General features: G+C 41.0%; 24 protein-coding genes. 11 read left to right on the top strand and 13 right to left on the bottom strand.

What is annotated here, in order from left to right; genetic code table 11:
* Positions 1-4: 4 nt before the first annotated feature.
* Positions 5-571, bottom strand: a complete 567-nt coding sequence (locus IDJ75_RS04345) for an RNA polymerase sigma factor (protein WP_191174368.1) — start codon at positions 569-571, stop codon at positions 5-7.
* A 335-nt stretch (positions 572-906) separates the two neighbouring features.
* On the opposite strand from IDJ75_RS04345, the gene IDJ75_RS04340 reads away from it, so the two are divergent.
* From IDJ75_RS04340 to IDJ75_RS04330, 3 genes are all read left to right on the top strand, one after another.
* A complete protein-coding gene (locus IDJ75_RS04340) occupies positions 907-1113 on the top strand; it encodes a hypothetical protein (RefSeq protein ID WP_191174367.1) in 207 nt (68 codons plus the stop codon).
* Between the two features lie 94 nt (positions 1114-1207).
* The gene (locus IDJ75_RS04335; RefSeq protein WP_224746473.1) at positions 1208-1483 is read left to right on the top strand and encodes a hypothetical protein; all 276 of its coding nucleotides are present in this window, start codon (positions 1208-1210) and stop codon (positions 1481-1483) included.
* Between the two features lie 118 nt (positions 1484-1601).
* Positions 1602-2039: a hypothetical protein gene (locus tag IDJ75_RS04330; RefSeq protein WP_191174366.1), complete on the top strand. Its 438-nt coding sequence runs from the start codon at positions 1602-1604 to the stop codon at positions 2037-2039.
* A gap of 58 nt (positions 2040-2097) precedes the next feature.
* Here the strand turns inward: IDJ75_RS04330 and IDJ75_RS04325 are convergent, their stop codons facing one another.
* Together IDJ75_RS04325 and IDJ75_RS04320 are read right to left on the bottom strand one after the other, a co-directional pair.
* Positions 2098-2265, bottom strand: a complete 168-nt coding sequence (locus IDJ75_RS04325) for a lipoprotein (RefSeq protein WP_191174365.1) — start codon at positions 2263-2265, stop codon at positions 2098-2100.
* Between the two features lie 57 nt (positions 2266-2322).
* Positions 2323-2460 (bottom strand): hypothetical protein, encoded by a 138-nt coding sequence (locus IDJ75_RS04320; RefSeq protein WP_191174364.1) that lies wholly within the window; start codon positions 2458-2460, stop codon positions 2323-2325.
* Positions 2461-2689: 229 nt separating this feature from the next.
* Between IDJ75_RS04320 and IDJ75_RS04315 the strand changes: the two genes are divergently transcribed.
* The 6 genes from IDJ75_RS04315 (at position 2690) to IDJ75_RS04290 (ending at position 8426) form a co-directional block, all read left to right on the top strand.
* Positions 2690-4195, top strand: a complete 1506-nt coding sequence (locus tag IDJ75_RS04315; RefSeq protein ID WP_191174363.1) for an ATP-binding cassette domain-containing protein — start codon at positions 2690-2692, stop codon at positions 4193-4195.
* Positions 4196-4218: 23 nt separating this feature from the next.
* Positions 4219-4932, top strand: coding sequence for a hypothetical protein (locus IDJ75_RS04310; protein WP_191174362.1), 714 nt, complete (start codon positions 4219-4221; stop codon positions 4930-4932).
* A 72-nt stretch (positions 4933-5004) separates the two neighbouring features.
* A complete protein-coding gene (gene mqnC, locus IDJ75_RS04305; protein WP_191174361.1) occupies positions 5005-6129 on the top strand; it encodes a cyclic dehypoxanthinyl futalosine synthase in 1125 nt (374 codons plus the stop codon).
* Between the two features lie 190 nt (positions 6130-6319).
* Positions 6320-6880: an SMC-Scp complex subunit ScpB gene (scpB, locus tag IDJ75_RS04300; RefSeq protein ID WP_191174360.1), complete on the top strand. Its 561-nt coding sequence runs from the start codon at positions 6320-6322 to the stop codon at positions 6878-6880.
* A gap of 135 nt (positions 6881-7015) precedes the next feature.
* The gene (locus tag IDJ75_RS04295) at positions 7016-7213 is read left to right on the top strand and encodes a hypothetical protein (RefSeq protein WP_191174359.1); all 198 of its coding nucleotides are present in this window, start codon (positions 7016-7018) and stop codon (positions 7211-7213) included.
* Positions 7214-7295: 82 nt separating this feature from the next.
* Positions 7296-8426, top strand: coding sequence for a GNAT family N-acetyltransferase (locus IDJ75_RS04290; protein ID WP_191174358.1), 1131 nt, complete (start codon positions 7296-7298; stop codon positions 8424-8426).
* 21 nt (positions 8427-8447) lie between these two features.
* Here the strand turns inward: IDJ75_RS04290 and IDJ75_RS04285 are convergent, their stop codons facing one another.
* The 3 genes from IDJ75_RS04285 to IDJ75_RS04275 form a co-directional block, all read right to left on the bottom strand.
* Positions 8448-8792 (bottom strand): helix-turn-helix domain-containing protein, encoded by a 345-nt coding sequence (locus tag IDJ75_RS04285; RefSeq protein WP_067059274.1) that lies wholly within the window; start codon positions 8790-8792, stop codon positions 8448-8450.
* Between the two features lie 82 nt (positions 8793-8874).
* Entirely contained in the window at positions 8875-10230 is a 1356-nt protein-coding gene (locus tag IDJ75_RS04280) for a UDP-N-acetylmuramate--L-alanine ligase (protein ID WP_191174357.1), read from the bottom strand.
* A 91-nt stretch (positions 10231-10321) separates the two neighbouring features.
* Positions 10322-11176 (bottom strand): universal stress protein, encoded by an 855-nt coding sequence (locus IDJ75_RS04275; RefSeq protein WP_191174356.1) that lies wholly within the window; start codon positions 11174-11176, stop codon positions 10322-10324.
* A 184-nt stretch (positions 11177-11360) separates the two neighbouring features.
* Here IDJ75_RS04275 and IDJ75_RS04270 point away from each other — a divergent pair, with 184 nt between their 5' ends.
* On the top strand, positions 11361-11765 hold the full coding sequence (locus IDJ75_RS04270) for an Rrf2 family transcriptional regulator (protein ID WP_191174355.1): 405 nt from the start codon (positions 11361-11363) through the stop codon (positions 11763-11765).
* A gap of 52 nt (positions 11766-11817) precedes the next feature.
* Entirely contained in the window at positions 11818-12456 is a 639-nt protein-coding gene (locus tag IDJ75_RS04265) for an NAD(P)-dependent oxidoreductase (RefSeq protein ID WP_191174354.1), read from the top strand.
* Positions 12457-12537: 81 nt separating this feature from the next.
* Here IDJ75_RS04265 and prmA read toward each other — a convergent pair whose 3' ends face one another.
* The 7 genes from prmA to mce form a co-directional block, all read right to left on the bottom strand.
* Complete coding sequence (prmA, locus tag IDJ75_RS04260) at positions 12538-13374, bottom strand: 50S ribosomal protein L11 methyltransferase (protein WP_191174353.1); 837 nt, start codon at positions 13372-13374, stop codon at positions 12538-12540.
* A 91-nt stretch (positions 13375-13465) separates the two neighbouring features.
* On the bottom strand, positions 13466-14230 hold the full coding sequence (gene tpiA, locus IDJ75_RS04255; RefSeq protein ID WP_191174352.1) for a triose-phosphate isomerase: 765 nt from the start codon (positions 14228-14230) through the stop codon (positions 13466-13468).
* Positions 14231-14300: 70 nt separating this feature from the next.
* Positions 14301-15482: a putative sugar nucleotidyl transferase gene (locus tag IDJ75_RS04250; RefSeq protein ID WP_191174351.1), complete on the bottom strand. Its 1182-nt coding sequence runs from the start codon at positions 15480-15482 to the stop codon at positions 14301-14303.
* 65 nt (positions 15483-15547) lie between these two features.
* Complete coding sequence (locus IDJ75_RS04245) at positions 15548-15796, bottom strand: type B 50S ribosomal protein L31 (RefSeq protein WP_129875752.1); 249 nt, start codon at positions 15794-15796, stop codon at positions 15548-15550.
* A 206-nt stretch (positions 15797-16002) separates the two neighbouring features.
* Complete coding sequence (locus IDJ75_RS04240; protein WP_191174350.1) at positions 16003-17385, bottom strand: right-handed parallel beta-helix repeat-containing protein; 1383 nt, start codon at positions 17383-17385, stop codon at positions 16003-16005.
* Positions 17386-17689: 304 nt separating this feature from the next.
* On the bottom strand, positions 17690-18148 hold the full coding sequence (locus IDJ75_RS04235; protein ID WP_191174349.1) for a hypothetical protein: 459 nt from the start codon (positions 18146-18148) through the stop codon (positions 17690-17692).
* 253 nt (positions 18149-18401) lie between these two features.
* Positions 18402-18806, bottom strand: a complete 405-nt coding sequence (gene mce / locus IDJ75_RS04230) for a methylmalonyl-CoA epimerase (protein WP_191174348.1) — start codon at positions 18804-18806, stop codon at positions 18402-18404.
* Positions 18807-18896 lie beyond the last annotated feature (90 nt).

The following is an 18896-nucleotide window of genomic DNA, read 5'->3' as shown; positions in this document are numbered from 1 at the left end:
TTCGTTATTGCTGAAAAAATAATTTCTTCAGCCTTTGCAGGCATTTGTATTTCTGCGTTTTCGCGTTATCAGCATTTGTGTAGCCAAACCGCTCACATATATCCTGCATACTGCGGTTGTTCATGTAAAAATCTTCCATAATGGTTTTACAGGGTTCGCCTAAAAGCTTCAATGCATCGCCCATTTTATTAAGCTGCATATCGCGTTCTTCATGCTTTTCCACCTCATCCTCAACCGGCAGGTATTCCTGGAAATCTTTTATATCGCCACCGTACCTGTTTAGTTGTTTAAGCCTTTTTAACCATAAACGCCTGCATATAGAGTATATGTAGGTTTTTAATTTGCTGCTCAGCTCAAAATCGCCCCGTTTAACCTTATTATAAAGAACTATTATAGCTTCCTGGTAAATATCCTTGGCCTCGTCCTCGTCGCCGTTATTATTAACAACAAGTTGTAAGATCATGGGGAAATAGCCCAGGTATAGTTTTTTTAAAACACTATCAGAATTATTGAGTATGCCAATGATGACTTCACTATCTGATGGTATTTCCACATTTAACTGATTATTCACTACTTAATACTTTTTATACGGAATTGTAACCCTATAATTTAATTTATTTTTTTGCCCGCCAAATAACACATGGCAAAAGCCGCAATATCGGGAAATATTTGGTAGGATATACGACATTACCTTCAACGCATGCTATGGTATAACCTAAACGCTTTACTATCAAGCCACGATATGTTTTTTATTTTATATCGGGTTACCTTTTGTTGTTATGATCATTAATCATCAAAAACAACAACAATTAAAAACATGAAAACTTTTTGGGTTACCTTTTTGGATTCGCTGTATTAACAACCAAATAAGAATAAAACAACTTACAAATAATTAAACAACACAAAATGAAAAATTCATTCAAAATTGCATTTTTAGCTTTAGCTATCGCTGTTTCTGCTGCTGCTTGTAAAGGTTCTGGTTCTGCATCTTCTGCTGATTCAGCTAAAGACACAACTGTAAAAGTTGATTCAACCGTTAAAGTTGATTCTACTGTTAAAGTTGACTCTACAGTTAAAGCTGACACAACTAAAAAAGACACAACTAAAAAATAATTTAACCTAACAGGTTAAATATTAAAGAATTACATCGTTAATTTTTTAAGTTTTTTAATTTTTTAAAGGGTAACCCGCATTTTATTTTTGAAAAATGGGTTACCTTTTTTTGTTTGTGGTATTAATACTCGAAAAACTATTAAATCACTTAAAAAAACAAACAATGAAAAATTCTTTCAAAATCGCTTTCTTAGCTTTAGCTATCGCTGTTTCTGCTGCTGCTTGTAAAGGTTCTGGTTCATCAGCTGCTGCTGATTCAGCTAAAATGGATTCAGCTAAAATGGATTCAGCTGCTACCGACACAGCTGCTAAAATGGATACTACTGCTAAAATGGACACTACTAAAAAAGATACTACTAAAAAAATGTAATATCTTTTTTTACTACAAAAAACGCCCCCGGTTTATACCAGGGGCGTTTTTTTATGCATATTGTTAGGGTTTCAAAACATTAGCGTAATTTTTTGTTTATTGCTAAAAGCATATCTACATGAAATACTCCGAATGGAACAACCTGAGCGACGAGGATAAAAAGAACACGCATTGGAAACATCACCCACGTATCCGCATAGCTACAATATTCAGTATCCTGTTCGCGGTTTTCTTTTTGGTGGTGATGCTTCGTGTATTACAAAACCGCCGCATACACGTTAACCGTAAACCAAATGCAAAAGAAGCCTTTACCATAGCCAAGGTTTTTGTTAACGACCGGCTAAAACAGCCCGGTACCGCAAACTTCCCGAAAAGCAAATTTGAATCGGATATTGATACGGCGCATAACAGCTACCGTATATCATCCTATGTTGATGCACAGGACAGCAGCGGAAAAACGATAAAATCAGCCTGGCAGGTAAAACTCTCCTATACCGGCGGCGACTGGGCCGAACGCAAAAGCTGGAAGTTGATAGATATAATAATCACAAAATAATAATAAAAAAGCGTCCAGTTAGACGCTTTTTTATTTGATACGATATCGCCAAAAGCGGTTATGATCTGCCCCTGAAGGCAGAGATGATCCAGATGATGATAAGTATTACTACAATAACAGAAATGATGCCCACAGCCGCGCCGGCTTTAAAAATTCCGCCGATAACTGAGCAACCGCTTAGCGCAACAACGGCCAAAGCGAATAATAAAAAGTTAATTTTTTTCATGGTAGATCATTGTAAGATTTATGATGTAAATCTTACTACAACAATCAGACCTTTACCTTACATCAACAGATTTGAATCGGATTCTTCCGTTTCTGTATTGTCATTTGGTAAAAATTGTACTGCAATCAATACAATAGAAATAGCCAACAGGCTCATCGGTACAAGGGCTTCAATAGCTACTAATAATAGTTCCATAGCAAATTATTTGGGGGGTAATAATTAATACTAAAAATTTAATTCGTCACCAGCTCAAATTCGCCATTTTTCATAGAGGTTCCCTAATCTAAAAATAGTTTTTTAATAATTCCAAGAAATGTTGATAAGTTAATAAAAATTGTTACTTCGTGGATAAATCCCGACATTCCCGCACTGAAAGCACAGCATATCTTAAAAATATCGCAGTGCTTCATAAATTCATCCTACTATGCATACGCCTTTAATAACACTTAATAATATCTCTGTAAGGTTTACAAACTCCACGTTATTTACCCAACTCTGTTTTGAGATACGCCAGGGGCAAAATTGGGCCATTACGGGCAAAAGCGGTTCTGGTAAAAGTGTAATGCTGCAAGCCATTGCTGGTAATGTTGGCATCAATGGTGGCAGCATCATTTATCATTTCATGGATGATGTTCATAAGCTATACTCCGATGCTGACGCACTGCTTACCTTTCATCGCTTTATAGCATTCGCTGGTGCCAAGCATCATTTTAAAACCCTGTCTAACACGGCCGATTTTTACTATCAGCAACGTTACAATTCGTCCGACTCAGAAGATACCCTTACCGTGCGCCAATATCTGCAATCGGTAAAGGTTAATACGCATGCACCCGCTTACTGGACGTTTGATAAAACTGTTGCAGCATTAAACCTAACAACACTTTGCGATAAACAAACCATCAAGCTATCAAACGGCGAAACTAAACGCCTGATAATAGCCGCTGCGCTTTTAAAGAACCCCGTTTTGCTGTTATTGGATAACCCCATGACCGGGCTTGATGTAGAAACCCGCAAAAGCTTTAATGTGCTTTTAAATGAGATCGCCGCATCGGGTATCAGCATTATTATGGCTACATCAACACATGAACTGCCCGATGTAGTAACGCATGTAGCAGTTTTAGATAATGGCGCTATAAGCCAAAGCCTAACCAAAAAGGAGTTTGAAGTAAGCGAACACAATACTATCAATAAAACCACCGTAGATGGCGAAGCTTTAAAAGCTTTGTTAAACACATCGGCCACACAGCACCATTACAAGCAAATTGTGAGCATGACGGATGTATTGATCAAATATGGCGAAAAGGTGATATTGAATAAAGTAAACTGGCAAATTAACCCCGGCGAACGCTGGGCCTTGCTTGGGCACAACGGTGCGGGCAAATCAACCTTGTTAAGTTTAATAAACGGCGATAACCCGCAAGCTTACGCCAATAACATTATACTGTTTGATAAAAAGCGCGGAACAGGCGAAAGTATCTGGGATATAAAAAGCAAAATAGGGTTTGTATCGCCCGAACTTTACCAGTACTTCCCTACCGATAATTCTTGCTTACAAGTTATTGAGAGCGGCTTTTATGATACCCTGGGCCTTTTCAGGCCAGGCAACAAAGCCAAAGCCGACCTGGCCCTTAGCTGGATGAAAGCCCTGGAGATTGAACAATATGCCCGTCAGTTATTAAAAAACATCCCCGCCAGCGCGCAACGCCTTTGCCTGCTGGCACGGGCCTTAATAAAGAACCCGGCCCTGTTGATATTTGATGAACCCTGCCAGGGATTAGACGATCACCAGCAGCAACATTTTAAAAGCGTGGTTGATGCCATTTGCAGTATCAGTAATGTAACGCTGATATATGTTACCCACTACCAGCACGAAATACCGGATAGCGTTGACAAAGTTTTGAGGCTGGATAAGGGGGAAGTGGTTAGTTGACTAAAATTCTATTAAATTAGTACATGAAAACACCCATCCTTATACTAGCCTTTGCATGCTTTTTAACAGGGTCGTATGCTCAATCGTTTGCTGTAATTAATGATAAAGACGGATATGTAAATGTCCGGAAAGATAAAAACATCAATTCATACGTCGTGGGCAAGTTGGACATTAATTCAATTTTTGGAATTTGGGAGCAGGGAGATGATAAGTCTGACTGGGTAGAGATCTATTCACAATTAGGGGATAATAAAGGGATTCAGGGTTATATCCATAAAAGCCGCATTAAGTTTCTTTCATCATTTAATAGCATTAAAAACGTTCACTACCAGGATAATTTTTGTTCAGCGAAAAACGACAGTATTAAAATCCGCATCAATAGTTCAAAATTTATTGCTAAAGCTCATCGGGTAAAATATAACAAGCCAACCAATAATGAGGGCAGTTATATTGAAAGTATTGATAACAAACCTATATGGGGCACTGATGGCGAATTACCGAAAAGAGGGATTAGTTTGGTATCGGTAATTATTAAAGGCAAAGCAATACAAATTCCTAAATCGGCTTTTAATGACCTTTATGAACCTCGCTTTAGCACTTTAAATGTTTATTTGGGTATAAATAATACTATTTACATCGAACTTGATAACAGCGATGGTGCAGGTTATTACACCGGTATATGGGTAATTAAAAATGGGCATTATCAAAAAAGATATATTGATAACAGTGAAGCGTAGAACATTGTCAACCAATTAACACGTTTCGCCTTTAACCTTTCGCCTTTAAGGCGCCACTGCGTATATTTGTACATGAATACAGCCGAACTGTTACAGCGTGCTTTAGCTTTTGATTTTTTGAGCATTGATGAAGGGGTTTACCTTTATAACAATGCTTCTACAGCCGACCTGATGTACGTAGCCAACGAGTTGCGTAAAATTCAGGTTCCGCACGGTAAAGTTACCTGGCAGATAGACCGGAACGTGAACACCACAAACGTTTGTATTGCCAACTGTAAGTTCTGTAACTTTTTCCGCCGCCCGGGGCATGAGGATGCTTACATTACCGATATTGAAACCTACAAAAAGAAGATCGAAGAGACCTTTAAGTACGGCGGCGACCAGCTTTTATTACAAGGCGGCCACCACCCCGACTTGGGCCTTCAGTTTTATACAGACCTGTTCCGCGAGCTTAAACAATTATACCCGAAGTTAAAACTACACTCATTAGGCCCGCCGGAAATAGCACACGTAGCTAAGCTTGAAAGTATGAGCCACTATGATGTGTTGAAAGCTATGAAGGAATCTGGCCTGGATTCATTACCCGGTGCAGGTGCCGAAATATTGAACGACCGTGTACGCCGCCTGATATCAAAAGGTAAATGCGGTGGTAAAGAATGGCTGGATGTAATGCGAGCCGCACACCAGCTAAACCTGCCAACATCTGCCACTATGATGTTTGGCCATATTGAAACCATTGAGGAACGCTTTGAACACCTGGTTTGGATCCGCGAGGTACAATCAGAAAAACCAGAAGGCCACCACGGCTTTGTAGCATTTATACCATGGCCTTTTCAGGACGATGGTACATTATTGCGTAAAGTACGCGGTATAACCAACAATGTTACCGGCGACGAGTATATCCGCATGATAGCCCTAAGCCGTATTATGCTGCCGAATATTAAAAACATCCAGGCATCGTGGTTAACAGTTGGTAAACAGGTGGCACAGCTTTGCCTGCACGCCGGTGCTAATGATTTTGGCTCTATCATGATTGAAGAGAACGTAGTATCTGCCGCTGGCGCCCCACACCGCTTCACCGCTAAAGGCATCCAGGATTCTATTAAAGAAGCTGGTTTTGAGCCACAGTTACGTACTCAAAAATACGATTGGCGCGATATACCTGCCGATATTGAAGAGCAGGTGATTGATTATTGATCCCTTTATATCCACGCGTCTTTGCGAGGTACGAAGCATTCTCTTTAAGCAAATCGGTTATGCAAGCCGTATAACAATCCTAAAGAGATTGCTTCGTACCTCGTAGTAACGGTTTATCTATTTTACTCCTTCAGATTAAATCGCTAAATCAGTCATTCTCTAATTCACTAAATAAATATATTTGCACCTCATGGAAAACATTGAGCAATATATAGAGGCGCTAATTTTTGCATCAGAGCAGGGTATCCGTACCGAGGAGATCATTTACTGCCTGCAAGCCTCATTTGAGCATGACTATACCACCGACGAAGTAACCAAACAGATAGATAACATTACCCAAAAATACCTCGACGACGCTTTTGCTATTGAGGTAGTAAAGATCAATAACGGGTACCAGTTTCTTACTAAAAAGAAATACCACACAGCCATTAGCTTGTTGCAATTGCAACGGTCTAAAAAGAAACTAAGCCAGGCAGCTCTGGAAACCCTTGCCATTATTGCCTACAAACAACCCGTTACAAAAACAGACGTAGAGCAGATACGCGGTGTAAACTGTGATTACTCGATACAAAAGCTCCTGGAAAAAGAGCTGATAGCCATTACCGGGAAGTCGGAAAGTGTGGGCAAGCCTATTCTATACGGCACAAGTGGCCTTTTTATGGATTACTTTGGCATAAATGATATTGCAGAACTACCACAGCTTAAAGAAATTACGGATAACAGCTCGGCAATTGGCGAACAATCGGAATAAATTGAAAAATGATTTTAATTAAAAATGATTTTAATTATTTTTACTGGTAAATAATGCTGATTATAGCGCAGCGAAACTAACGGCAAAAATATTAGGTTAACCGATATCAGTTTTAACGAATAAACATTTATTAAAATGGCAACTCCAAAAAAACCTTTGAACACCTCTACAAAAAAGATCAGCGATGAAGAGGATGACGACTTTGAAGATGATCCGAAACCAGGTAAAAAGGTTGAAGATGATGACGACGATTTTGATGAGGACATTCCCCTGGATGATGACCTGGGTGGTTTTGACTCGTACGACCCTTACGATGACGAAGACGACGATTAATCAACTTAATTGTACAGTATAACTTTCAAAGCATCCGGCAAACGCAGGGTGCTTTTTTTATGTAAGCCCCTACCCGCCTGTGATGGATATTGCCGAAGTAAAAAGCAAAACCGATAAAAAAGCTTTTTTAGATGTTGCCCGTATTATCTATAAGAATGACCCGAATTGGGTATGCCCGCTTGATAATGATATAGAAGCCGTTTTTGACCCTGCTAAGAACAACTTTCACAAACATGGTAAAGCTACCCGCTGGATTTTAACAGATGATACCGGGCGCTTAATTGGGCGTATTGCCGCTTTTGTAAATAATGAAAAAGCCTACAACTATGAACAACCTACTGGTGGCTGTGGCTTTTTTGAATGTATTGATGATAAACAAGCAGCTTACCTGCTGTTTACTACTGCAAAAAACTGGCTACAGGCAAACGGGATGCAGGCGATGGACGGGCCCATAAACTTTGGCGAGAATGATAACTTTTGGGGTTTGCTGGTAGAGGGCTTTACGCCCCCATCATACGGGATGAACTACAACCCGCCCTATTATAAAGCTTTTTTTGATGGATACGGCTTTGAAACCCAATACGAGCAAATAACCAATCACCTAAACGTGCACAAGCCTTTTTCGGAAAGATTTACCAAAATAGCCAATTGGGTGATACAAAAGCCGGGATATACCTTTAAACACTTTAAATCATCGCAGATAGAGCAATTTGCAGCCGATTTTATAGCGATATATAACGATGCCTGGAAAAATTTTGAAAATTTTGTGCCGATAAACTATGCCACCATACTGGAAAGCTTTGAGAAGATGAAAGCCATTATGGACGAAAAGCTGATCTGGTTTGCCTATATAAATAACGAGCCGGCATCGTTTATCGTGATACTGCCAGATGCTAACCAGATGATAAAGCCGCTCAATGGCAAACTAAACCTGCTGGGTAAATTGATATTTCTGTATCGCAGGTGGAAAGGCGTAACAAGGATGCGGGCTATAGTTATGGGCACCAAACTAAAGTTCCAGAAACATGGGCTGGAATCGTGCCTGTTCATCAAGCTAAAAGAATACGTATTACCCCTAAACCAATACGATGAGCTTGAACTATCGTGGGTAGGCGATTTTAATGAGCAGATGCTGGCCATACACGCTGCTGTAGGTGCAACATTTGGCAAAAAACATCTAACAATGCGTTATATATTTAAAAAGCCCGGATAAATTACCCGGGCTTTATAAATATTATGCTGTTGCAGATTTCTTATGGCGTAATTCCTCAAAAAGTTCAATAACCTTTTTCTGCAGGTCAATAACCTCAGTTTCACGATCCATCAACTTCTTGTTAACATTTTCCAGCTCGCTGGCTATCTTTTGATCCTGCTCCACTTCGTTATAAGTAAGCAACTGAACAACAGACATTTCAAACAAAACAGCGATCTGCTCAAGGCGAGAAAGGTTTATATCGGTAATACCTGTTTCAATTTTAGAAAATGCAGGAATGGAGATATCTAAACGTTTAGCAACTTCTTCCTGGCTCCACCCCTTTTGGTGGCGTAATAACCGGATCTTTTTTCCAAGTGTTTTCATAAATAAAGTTAATTAGGTAAGGTTTCTCAATAGTTAATAAAGTTACAACTTTTTTGAATAACAAACTAATAATCAATAATTTTTATAGTAAATTATTTTTAAGTCCTATTAAATTAATTCCACCGAAATTGCCCGAGCTCATCATTAGTAAATTACTATTGCTGATATTAATTGCTTCCAGGTATTTCAGCAGTTCTGCCGGTTCGTTAAAAAACAGCAAATTCTTATTCGCAAAGGCGTTTTTTACAGCCTCGGCGGGGTATGGTTCAATCTTTTTCTGCTCAAACGTTTTGCGGTCAATAAATACAATAGCTTCATCAGCCTTGTTCATTGTACCGGCATATTCGTTTAAAAAATCTTTGTTCAGGCTGCTAAAAGTATGCAGTTCTATACATGCAATCAACTTCCTGTCAGGGAATTGCGCCTTAACGGCATTAATTGTAGCAGTTAGTTTTGACGGCGAATGCGCAAAATCTTTAAATATAGTAGCATTGTCGTTTCTACCCACTACTTCCAATCTGCGTGCTGCGCCTTTAAAGGTGGTAATATGATGATAAAAATCGGCATTGCTAATACCCAGGCCTTCGCATACTAAACGGGCGGCCTGCATGTTCAACAAATTGTGCTGGCCAAATACTTCCAGCTGATACTTTTTACCATTTGCAATTATGCTGGTTACGCCATTATAGATGGTATATTCAGGCAAACTGTAAGGCAATTTTTCAATATCAATATCAAGCCCCTCAACCATTTTATTTAGTACCTCGTCGGTTTGGCTGTAAATAAGCTTACCTTTTGGCTGTATAGTTTCGGCGAATATCCTAAACTGATCTATATAATTATCAAACGTTGGGAACACGTTGATATGATCCCAGGCTATACCGCTTATTACACCAATATCTGCTTTGTAAATATGGAATTTGGGTCGCCTGTCAATAGGCGAAGCCAGGTACTCATCGCCTTCAATGATCATAACAGGTGCATCATGCGTAAGGCCAACCATCGTCTCAAAACCTTCAAGCTGCGCACCTACCAGGTAATCAAACTTTTTACCTGCCTCCTGCAATACATGCAGTATCATGCTGGTAATAGTAGTTTTACCGTGGCTGCCACCTATAACCACCCGCAGCTTATCTTTTGATTGCTCGTAAATATAATCGGGGTAAGAGTAAATTTTGACGCCCAGTTCTTGTGCCTTTAACAATTCAGGGTTGTCTATACGGGCGTGCATCCCTAATATCACCGCGTCAAGTTCGGGTGTAATTTTTTCCGGGTACCATCCCTCATGTGCGGGTAAAATACCATACTTAGCCAGCCGCGAGGCCGATGGCTCAAACAGTACATCATCTGAACCGGTAACCTCAAATCCTTTTTTATGAAGAGCGATAGCCAGGTTGTGCATGGCGCTACCACCTATCGCTATAAAATGTACTTTCATTAATAAATATTAGTGCGGTATTATTTCGGCAAATTAACGTAAAAACGGCTGCTACAACAACTATTACTTCAATTATTTGTCGTATAAAGCATTATTTTAACAATAAAACAGGTACTGTTGAATTTTTTGCCAATTGCTTCGATATGCTGTTATGCAATAACGCCTGCAGGAAGCTGTAAGTATGCGGCAATGCAATTATCATTTGTGCTTTATGCCCGGCTGTAAAGTCAAGTATCCCTGTAATTATATCGGGGTTATTTATGTAATAGTATTGGGGGTGAAAACCCTTCAGCATACCGTGCAAGGCCCCTTCTTCGGCCAGTTGTTCGGGATCAGCAACGGCGTGTTTACCTACTGCATCAACATTCAATACCTGTAATTTAATGGCTTGTTTACCGAGTAACTTGTGCAGCACACCCAATGGTATGCTTTCTTTTACTTTTTTAAAGTCGCAGGCTAAAACGGCATTATCAATTAAGCTATAACGGTAATCAGGCGGCACAACCATTACCGGAACAACGCTTGCTTTTGATACTTTTATCACGTGGTCGCCTATACCAACGGTACCTTCGCGTACTGTACTGTTGCCAATACTACCCAAAAACACCATATCCACTTTTTCATCAGTAATAACATCAACCACGGCACGCAACAGGTGCGACAGGTTTAAACGTACTTTTATCTCAACCCCCGCTCTTACCTTCTTAGCTAGTTTGCGTTTTAATTTTTCCAGTTGGGCAATACGGTCGGCAGCGTTTTCTTCTATATCCTGCGGTCGCAACATTACCATATCCGCGTTAGGGAGCATGGTTTCATAAGGGGAAATGTAATAAGCATTCATCAGAATAATAGTTTTCACATCACTTTGATGACTGAGCTGAGCGGCGAAGTCAGCGGCGTTAAATGCGGCTTCAGAAAAATCGACAGGTACGAGATAGGTTTTCATATTGACGAGATTAGATATCTTTTGACCAAAATGGTCTAAAAGTTAGTATTCACAAATTTAAAGATGAATAATTATTGGTTTGTCAGGATGGATTCATATTTATAAACACAAAAAAATATGTTTTTGATTTACTGCAAAACATATCTAGATTTGTACTGTAATAAAAAATATTACAATTAAATAAATGAACGGAAGGTTCCCCATAGCGATGCATATCATGACCCTACTTTGTACAGCCGACGACTACTTATCGTCAGACTATATGGCGGGCAGCATTAACGTGAACCCCGTTTTGGTACGTAAGGAATTGAGCAACCTTATTAAACACCAGCTGATAACAAGCCGCGAGGGCAAAAATGGAGGGTATACATTAAGCAAGCCAGCTACCAGTATAAGCCTGGCAAGCATTTATCAGTCGGTTAAACAAGGTAACGTTTTGGGGCAGGCTAAAAACCAGCCCAACCCTGCCTGCCCAATTGGCAAACAGATAAACAATCACTTAAAAGATCTGGATAACGAAATTGAACAAGCCATGCTGAATAAATTAGGCACAACAAACCTGGCCGCGTTCTGTAAAAAGTTCGATTAAAAAATTTAGAACAAACTGTAACAAATTAAATTACATATAAATAAACAACAATATGAAAATAGCAATAATTGGCGCAACAGGCTTTGTAGGCCCCGCCCTTGTAGCAGAAGGTTTATCGCGCGGATATGAAATAACGGCCATTGCCCGCAATACCGATAAAGTAGAAAAAGCCGCCGGTGTAACAGCCGTAGCAGCAGATGTAAATGATGTGGACGCACTGGCCTCTGCATTATCAGGCCATGATGCGGTGATCAGTTCATTTAATGCAGGCTGGACCAATCCAAACCTTTATGATGATTTCCTTAATGGTTCAAAGAACATACAGGAAGCAACCAAAAAAGCTGGTGTAAAGCGCTACATCACCATTGGCGGTGCAGGCAGTTTGTTTATTGATGGCAAACAACTGGTAGATGGGCCGCATTTCCCTAAAGAATATTACCCGGGCGCGTCATCAGCGCGCGATTATTTAACAGAACTGCGCAAAGAGAATGAATTAGACTGGACTTTTGTAAGCCCTGCAATTAATTTACATCCCGGCGAACGCACCAACAAGTTCCGCTTAGGTACCGAAAGCCCGGTATTTGATGCCGAAGGTAAGAGCGATATCAGCACCGCCGACCTTGCCGTAGCTATATTTAATGAATTGGAGAATAACCAGTTTGTAAAGGCCAGGTTTACTTTAGGCTACTAAATGTAAAGACGCGATACTTGCGTTTTAATCATTATGCTTAACCAAAAAGAGACGCGAAGTATCGCGTCTCTACATTATTTTTTACAAGACAAATTTAGCGGCCACCCACTCTTTATCCTTTTTATGGGTGATGTATTTGAGATTGTGTTTAGCGGCTTCCTCAGTAATGATATCCAGATCGGGCGATTCATAGAAACCGCTGAAATAGATCTCTCCGCCTGGTTTTAAAACTTCTGCATACCGCGCCATCTGGTCGAGCAGGATATTGCGGTTAATGTTGGCCAGTATAATATCGTACTGCTCATCAGGAATAACTTCTTTAGATCCGCAAAGGGCTTTGATGTTATCGATATTGTTTAACGTCGAGTTCTCGATAGTGCTTTCATAGCACACCACATCGTAATCAATAGCGGTAATATCTGTAGCGCCAAGTTTGGCAGCCAGTATAGCCAGGATGCCTGTTCCGCAGCCCATATCCAGTATCTTTTTGCCGGCAAAGTCATTCTCCAGCATCAGGCCCATTACCATGGCCGTGGTTTGGTGGTGGCCGGTACCAAAGGCCATTTTAGGATCGATAACGATCTCGTACGGGAACTCCGGCTTCGGCGCGTGGAATGTTGCCCGTACAAAAACCTGGTCGCTTATCTGTATGGGTTCAAAGTTACTTTCCCATACCTCGTTCCAGTTTTTCTGCGGGATTAGGGTAACATCATAGCTAAAGCTGAACATTTCGCGGTAAGCTATCAATGTTTCATCCAGCAGTTCCTGTTTAAAATCATCCACCGGGATATAGGCTTTAAAGCCAAGGTCAACCTCTTCAAAAGTATCAAAACCAATCTCACCTAAAGCACCTATCAGCAGGTCCTGCTGGTAATCCTCGGTAGTAATAGTGGTGAAGAGTAATTCGTAGTAATTCATTTATGAGATATGAGTATTGAGATGTGAGATATGAGACTTAACAACCCTTGTAGCTTGTCTCAAATCTCATATCTAACATCCCAAATCTAAATTAATTGAACGCTTTAACGATATCCGTAAAGTCGCGTGATTTTAAGGATGCGCCACCGATTAAGCCGCCATCGATGTCTGCACAGGCAAAAAGCTCGGCAGCATTTTTAGGGTTACAGCTACCGCCGTAAAGTATGGTGGTATCATCTGCAACCTGCTGGTTGTATTTTGCCGCTAATTCCTTGCGGATAAAAGCGTGAATTTCCTGCGCCTGGTCTGATGTTGCGGTAACGCCTGTACCTATAGCCCAAACCGGCTCATAAGCCAATACTATCTGGCTAAATTTATCGGCATCTAAATGGAAAACACCTTCAACCAATTGGCTTTTTATAATATCAAAATGCTCGTTAGCTTCGCGCTGTTGTAAGGTTTCGCCAATACAGAAGATTGGTTTTAAACCGTTTGCCAGGGCTGTATCGGTTTTTTTAGCCAAAAGCTCATTACTTTCGCCAAAATACTGGCGGCGTTCCGAGTGGCCTAAAATAACGTACTCGGCACCGGTAGATTTTACCTGCTTTGCAGAGATCTCGCCTGTGTAAGCACCGCTTTCGGCCTGGTGAGCGTTTTGTGCGCCTACCGATACATTAGTATAACCTTTAGCCAAAGCTGCCAGGCTGTGTAAATGAATAAACGGGCTGCAAACCACTACCTGCTGGTTACCGGTTGCTTCGTCTTTTACCATGTTTATCACTTCCGTGAATAAACCAAGTCCCTCGTTATAATCGAGGTTCATTTTCCAGTTTCCGGCTACAATTTTTTTTCTCATTTCTTTATTATGTTGATTGTGTTAGATTCTTTATTATTGGATCGGCAGGCACCACTCACCTATCAGCCATTCACCCTCTATAAGGCTTCGTCAGTTCGTAAACTTTGGTAAGGATGGCCTTTTCGGCATCATCAAACTTACGGTGCGGGCGGCGTGCAATTGCTTTTTCAGTTGTTTCCATCATTTTGTCAAAACCATACTCCACAAAGCCATCTGCCCCTCCCCACGAAAAATCGGGAATGTAGTTTGGCGGGTATCCCCCTCCAAAAACGTTGGCGCTAACCCCTACCACACTACCCGTGTTAAACATGGTGTTAATGCCGCATTTGGCATGGTCGGCCATAATGAGGCCGCAAAATTGCAGGCCGGTATTGCGCATAGTTTGGCTTGGGTAATCCCATAGTTTCACCTCGCCGTAATTATTTTTCAGGTTTGAGTTATTGGTATCGGCACCCAGGTTACACCACTCGCCTACCACGGCATTACCCAGGTAGCCTTCGTGGCCTTTTGATGAGTACCCCCAAACAACGGCGTTGTTTACCTCGCCACCAATGCGGCAGTAAGGGCCTATGGTAGTAGCGCCATAAATTTTGGTGCCCATTTTTATCTGCGAGTACTCGCACAAGGCAAAGGGGCCGCGTATGTTGGTACCTTCCCAAACTTCGGTATGGGCTGCTAAATAAATAGGGCCATTGATGGTACTAAAACTGCAGCACTCGGCCTGTGCGCCTTCTTCCGCAAAAAACTCAGTACCTATAATGGTATTGGTGCTGCTAAGTTTAGCGCTTTTACGGCCCTTGGTAAGCAGTTTAAAATCCTTACGGAGCTCTGTGTCATTCTTCCTGAAAATATCCTCGGGGTGGGTTAAAATAACCAGTTCGTTATTATAAGCTGTTTCGTTAGAGTATTTTGCAAGCGGGCCGAAGTTTGCTGCGTAAACATCATTTAGCTTTACAGCTATTAAGGTGTTGTTATACCGTAATGCCTCGCCGCTTTTCAAGTTATTTACCGCTTCAACCACAGTTTCATCCGGGCAAACAGAACCATTGATGAAAATATTATCATCCTGGATGTTTAGCGGGAACTTGGCTTGCAGGTAGGCTTCGGTTAAAAAAGAAAAATCGCTGTTTAAATATTTAGCCCATTTTTCGGCGATGGTAAGGATACCTATTCGCAGATCGGCAACCGGGCGGGTATATGTTAAAGGCAGAAGGGTATTACGAGCGTTATCGTCAAAAAGGATGATTGCCATGGGCCAAAAATAAAAAAAGTCCCCCGGTTTGCGGGGAACTTGTAAATATTTTATTGAAAAAACACTTAGCTTCTGTTGTAACGGGTACGGAACTTGTCTATACGTCCGGCAGTATCAACTAACTTCATTTTACCTGTATAGAACGGGTGTGAAGTGTGTGAAATTTCTAATTTGATCAATGGATATTCGTTGCCATCTTCCCATTTTACGGTTTCGCGGCTTTCGATACATGATTTAGTTATGAAAGAGTAGTCGTTTGACATGTCTTTGAAAACAACTAACCTATAATTTGATGGATGCAGATCTTTTTTCATTGCTATTGTATACTTTTCTTCCTTGTAAAAGAGGTGCAAATATACAAATACTTTTTAAAAGTAGAAATGGGTAGATAAAAAGTTTTTAACAGTGTGTGGAGAGGTTTTATTTGGCAATTTATACGCTATGAAATAAGGAGATGCGAAATATAGCGCCTGTACTGATTGTGTTAATACAGAAACACGGTACTTCACGTCTCCCCCTATTAATATTCCGTTGCACCAATATCAAAAGCAGTACCCGAGGGGCGTGTTTTACCATAATAATCAATGCCTACGCCGTACAATAGAGCATTAGTACCTGCATTAATAAGCGGCGAAGACGACAGCAAATGAAAATCACCGGCAGCATAATTGGCGAATTTCAAGGCAGTAATATCGTTACCCGTATAATTGTTTGAAGCAGTAAGCTTAACACCATTGCTTATTTTGTGTATAGCCACGCCCGAGCCCGACTTTACAATCACATTATTAATAACCGTATTCATCGGGATGGTTTCGGAGTTCATTTTTATGCCATCGGCAGCAGAAGCGATAATGGTGTTGTTAATGAATTGGAAATTTGGCCCCGGGGTGTACCTCGAATCGGCAAAAATACCGTTAGCGCCCGAATTGAGGATAAAATTATTAAACACCTGGTTATCACCAAGGCCAAGCACAATAATGCCGTTTCCGGGTGCATTTTTAATGAGGTTGTTATAGCATTTACCCCCGGCGCCTTCCCCAATCTGTATGCCGTTGTTTTGCCCGTTTGCAAAAGGCGACAAGCCGGGCGATGTAACCGTGTTGTTGTAAACCTCGCAGCCTGCAATAGCGCTGCCTACCTGGATACCTTCGCAACCTGCTGAATCGATAAGGTTATTATATATCTTAACATCAATCACATCATGAGGTAAAACCTTACCGCATGATAACGAGCTACCACCTGCATAAAAAGAGTTCCCGACATAAAATCCTTCGCCACCTGTTTTGTGGACGTAGTTGTTATGCAGACTTACGTTCCGCATAGTAAAATGACCGCGCTGGGTTGCCACATCGCAGGTTGGGTCTGTTTTTGCCATAATACCGGCAAAGCCGCTATTACGCACCTCCACGTTCGAGATCTCGAAATCCGAACTCAGGTCATCCATCGTCATCCCGATGTTGCCGCCATTTATATCAATCCCGTAGGTTACGCCCGGCGTGCCGTTGCCTAATATTTTAAAATACTGGCAGTTTTGCGTTTTAAACGCGTATGATGCGGTTGCAGCTGTAGTAAAAGTTACTTTACCGCCTTTATTGATTATGACAATGGGTTTTGCTGCCGTACCTTTTAAATTTTTGAGCAGCAAAGCACCCCGTGTACCTGCGGGGATACATATTACAGAACCGGCCGGGATGGTAGCTCCGTCAACAAACCAATCGGTAGTTTTAACGGTGTAGGTGCAGCCGGTGATGGCCTCGGTATTGTTCCCCGTAAGTTCGGCTATATTATCCGGATTGGGGCTTGCCGGTTTTTCAACAGGCGTTACCGTTTTGGTACACATCACAAACGATGATATAACCACTATACCTGCCAGGTAGCGCATTAAGTAATTTTTAATTTTCATTTATAAATTTCAAAGCAGGCTTTAAATGCTACAAAACTAATTATTATACGGTACTTATCGGGTTATTGTTGCCTCGGCTACCGCAAGCGTAAAAAAAAGGATGTCATGATGAGCTTGTCGAACCATTTGGCAGCTTTGAAGATATCTAAGTCTTCGATGGGCTGAGACTGACAAACCGCTACCGCAAGCGTCCCTCTTGTGGATTTAGGGCAGCTGAAACCTTGCATCGTATACTGTAAGCGTTTACCAGGCACGAGTGGGCCTTAGCCACAGGCCGGTATCTGCTGCAATCCCTAACGTTGAGCTACTTTTTTTCATAGACCATACCCTGGCAACTGTCCGGATCACCTATACCAAGCAAAATAAAGATTTTATCATTTTTCTTAAATAATAACTCTCCCGTTTGCAATCCCTCCAATTCTAAAATACATCCAAGTTCATTGCAATCAAAGCTCCAACGCCCGGTTTTGTCAAAATAAGCCATATTTGAATTGCCGAGATCATTCAATAGCCAATCGGGAGCATCAATTAATCTATAAGTTTTATCACCTTTTAATTCCAAAATATTATTGGTTATATTTTGATATTTACCTTCATACTGCATCATTTTTTTTGAGTGCGGGGTCAAGACATATTTTCCAATCACATCGGCCGAATTGAGTTTTTCAACTTTATTGAACCCCATTTCCCAAACACAAAACAGCGGATGGCAACTTGCCAAAAACAAGGCCAATAGTATTAATAGGTATATATCTCTTTTCATTTCTGCTCCCCGCAGTCGCTCAGTTCCAGCCGAGTGACGTCTATTCGGTCGCCTCTTACCGCCGTAAATTTAACTTATGCGGCCGGAGGCCTTATAATAATGGTCACTCCGCCGGAGCCGAGCGACTGCAAAAAATAATTTTCAATCCTTTGCGAGAAGCAAACTCTTTAAGCAATTTGTTTATGCAAAGTGTACAACTATCCTAAAGGTTGCAAAAAGAAACTTCCTGACTCTTGATTCTTTCCTCTTGACTCTATCTATTAACACTTTGGCACAATTCAATTAACACCCCATTTGTCCCCTTTGGGTGTACAAAGCAAACCAGTTTGTTATCTGCGCCCTGCTTGGGCTCGTCATTCAGCAAAATAAATCCTTCGGCTTTTAAGCGGGTCATTTCGGCTTTAATATCGGTTACTTCAAAGGCAATATGATGCATGCCTTCGCCGCGTTTTGCAATAAACTTAGCTATGGGGCTTTCAGGGCTGGTAGCTTCCAGCAGTTCAATTTTATTGGGGCCGGTTTGCAAAAAGGCTGTTTTAACCCCTTCAGAAGCTACTTCCTCTATCTTATAAACAGATGTGCCGAGCAATTTTTCATATACAGCGCCGGCATCCTTAACACTGTTAACCGCTATACCTATATGCTCTATCTTATTCATGTCCAAATATTGTAAATTAATAGCATCCAAATGCAATTTATAGCGGGTTACTGATGTAAAAGTAAAACTTTGCGTATATTTGTATTGTTA

This window comes from Mucilaginibacter rigui (assembly GCF_014773275.1).
Lineage (GTDB): Bacteria > Bacteroidota > Bacteroidia > Sphingobacteriales > Sphingobacteriaceae > Mucilaginibacter > Mucilaginibacter rigui_A.
The sequence above is the reverse complement of the archived record's forward strand: the minus strand, read 5'-3'. Positions and strand labels throughout refer to the sequence as shown.

Excerpts from the sequence above, each read along its gene's own strand:
- IDJ75_RS04340 (WP_191174367.1), top strand. The coding sequence starts at position 907 with ATGAAAAATTCATTCAAAATTGCATTTTTAGCTTTAGCTATCGCTGTT.
- IDJ75_RS04335 (WP_224746473.1), top strand. The coding sequence starts at position 1,208 with ATGGGTTACCTTTTTTTGTTTGTGGTATTAATACTCGAAAAACTATTA.
- IDJ75_RS04330 (WP_191174366.1), top strand. The coding sequence starts at position 1,602 with ATGAAATACTCCGAATGGAACAACCTGAGCGACGAGGATAAAAAGAAC.
- IDJ75_RS04325 (WP_191174365.1), bottom strand. The coding sequence starts at position 2,265 with ATGAAAAAAATTAACTTTTTATTATTCGCTTTGGCCGTTGTTGCGCTA.
- IDJ75_RS04320 (WP_191174364.1), bottom strand. The coding sequence starts at position 2,460 with ATGGAACTATTATTAGTAGCTATTGAAGCCCTTGTACCGATGAGCCTG.
- IDJ75_RS04315 (WP_191174363.1), top strand. The coding sequence starts at position 2,690 with ATGCATACGCCTTTAATAACACTTAATAATATCTCTGTAAGGTTTACA.
- IDJ75_RS04310 (WP_191174362.1), top strand. The coding sequence starts at position 4,219 with ATGAAAACACCCATCCTTATACTAGCCTTTGCATGCTTTTTAACAGGG.
- mqnC (WP_191174361.1), top strand. The coding sequence starts at position 5,005 with ATGAATACAGCCGAACTGTTACAGCGTGCTTTAGCTTTTGATTTTTTG.
- scpB (WP_191174360.1), top strand. The coding sequence starts at position 6,320 with ATGGAAAACATTGAGCAATATATAGAGGCGCTAATTTTTGCATCAGAG.
- IDJ75_RS04295 (WP_191174359.1), top strand. The coding sequence starts at position 7,016 with ATGGCAACTCCAAAAAAACCTTTGAACACCTCTACAAAAAAGATCAGC.
- IDJ75_RS04290 (WP_191174358.1), top strand. The coding sequence starts at position 7,296 with ATGGATATTGCCGAAGTAAAAAGCAAAACCGATAAAAAAGCTTTTTTA.
- IDJ75_RS04285 (WP_067059274.1), bottom strand. The coding sequence starts at position 8,792 with ATGAAAACACTTGGAAAAAAGATCCGGTTATTACGCCACCAAAAGGGG.
- IDJ75_RS04280 (WP_191174357.1), bottom strand. The coding sequence starts at position 10,230 with ATGAAAGTACATTTTATAGCGATAGGTGGTAGCGCCATGCACAACCTG.
- IDJ75_RS04275 (WP_191174356.1), bottom strand. The coding sequence starts at position 11,176 with ATGAAAACCTATCTCGTACCTGTCGATTTTTCTGAAGCCGCATTTAAC.
- IDJ75_RS04270 (WP_191174355.1), top strand. The coding sequence starts at position 11,361 with ATGAACGGAAGGTTCCCCATAGCGATGCATATCATGACCCTACTTTGT.
- IDJ75_RS04265 (WP_191174354.1), top strand. The coding sequence starts at position 11,818 with ATGAAAATAGCAATAATTGGCGCAACAGGCTTTGTAGGCCCCGCCCTT.
- prmA (WP_191174353.1), bottom strand. The coding sequence starts at position 13,374 with ATGAATTACTACGAATTACTCTTCACCACTATTACTACCGAGGATTAC.
- tpiA (WP_191174352.1), bottom strand. The coding sequence starts at position 14,230 with ATGAGAAAAAAAATTGTAGCCGGAAACTGGAAAATGAACCTCGATTAT.
- IDJ75_RS04250 (WP_191174351.1), bottom strand. The coding sequence starts at position 15,482 with ATGGCAATCATCCTTTTTGACGATAACGCTCGTAATACCCTTCTGCCT.
- IDJ75_RS04245 (WP_129875752.1), bottom strand. The coding sequence starts at position 15,796 with ATGAAAAAAGATCTGCATCCATCAAATTATAGGTTAGTTGTTTTCAAA.
- IDJ75_RS04240 (WP_191174350.1), bottom strand. The coding sequence starts at position 17,385 with ATGAAAATTAAAAATTACTTAATGCGCTACCTGGCAGGTATAGTGGTT.
- IDJ75_RS04235 (WP_191174349.1), bottom strand. The coding sequence starts at position 18,148 with ATGAAAAGAGATATATACCTATTAATACTATTGGCCTTGTTTTTGGCA.
- mce (WP_191174348.1), bottom strand. The coding sequence starts at position 18,806 with ATGAATAAGATAGAGCATATAGGTATAGCGGTTAACAGTGTTAAGGAT.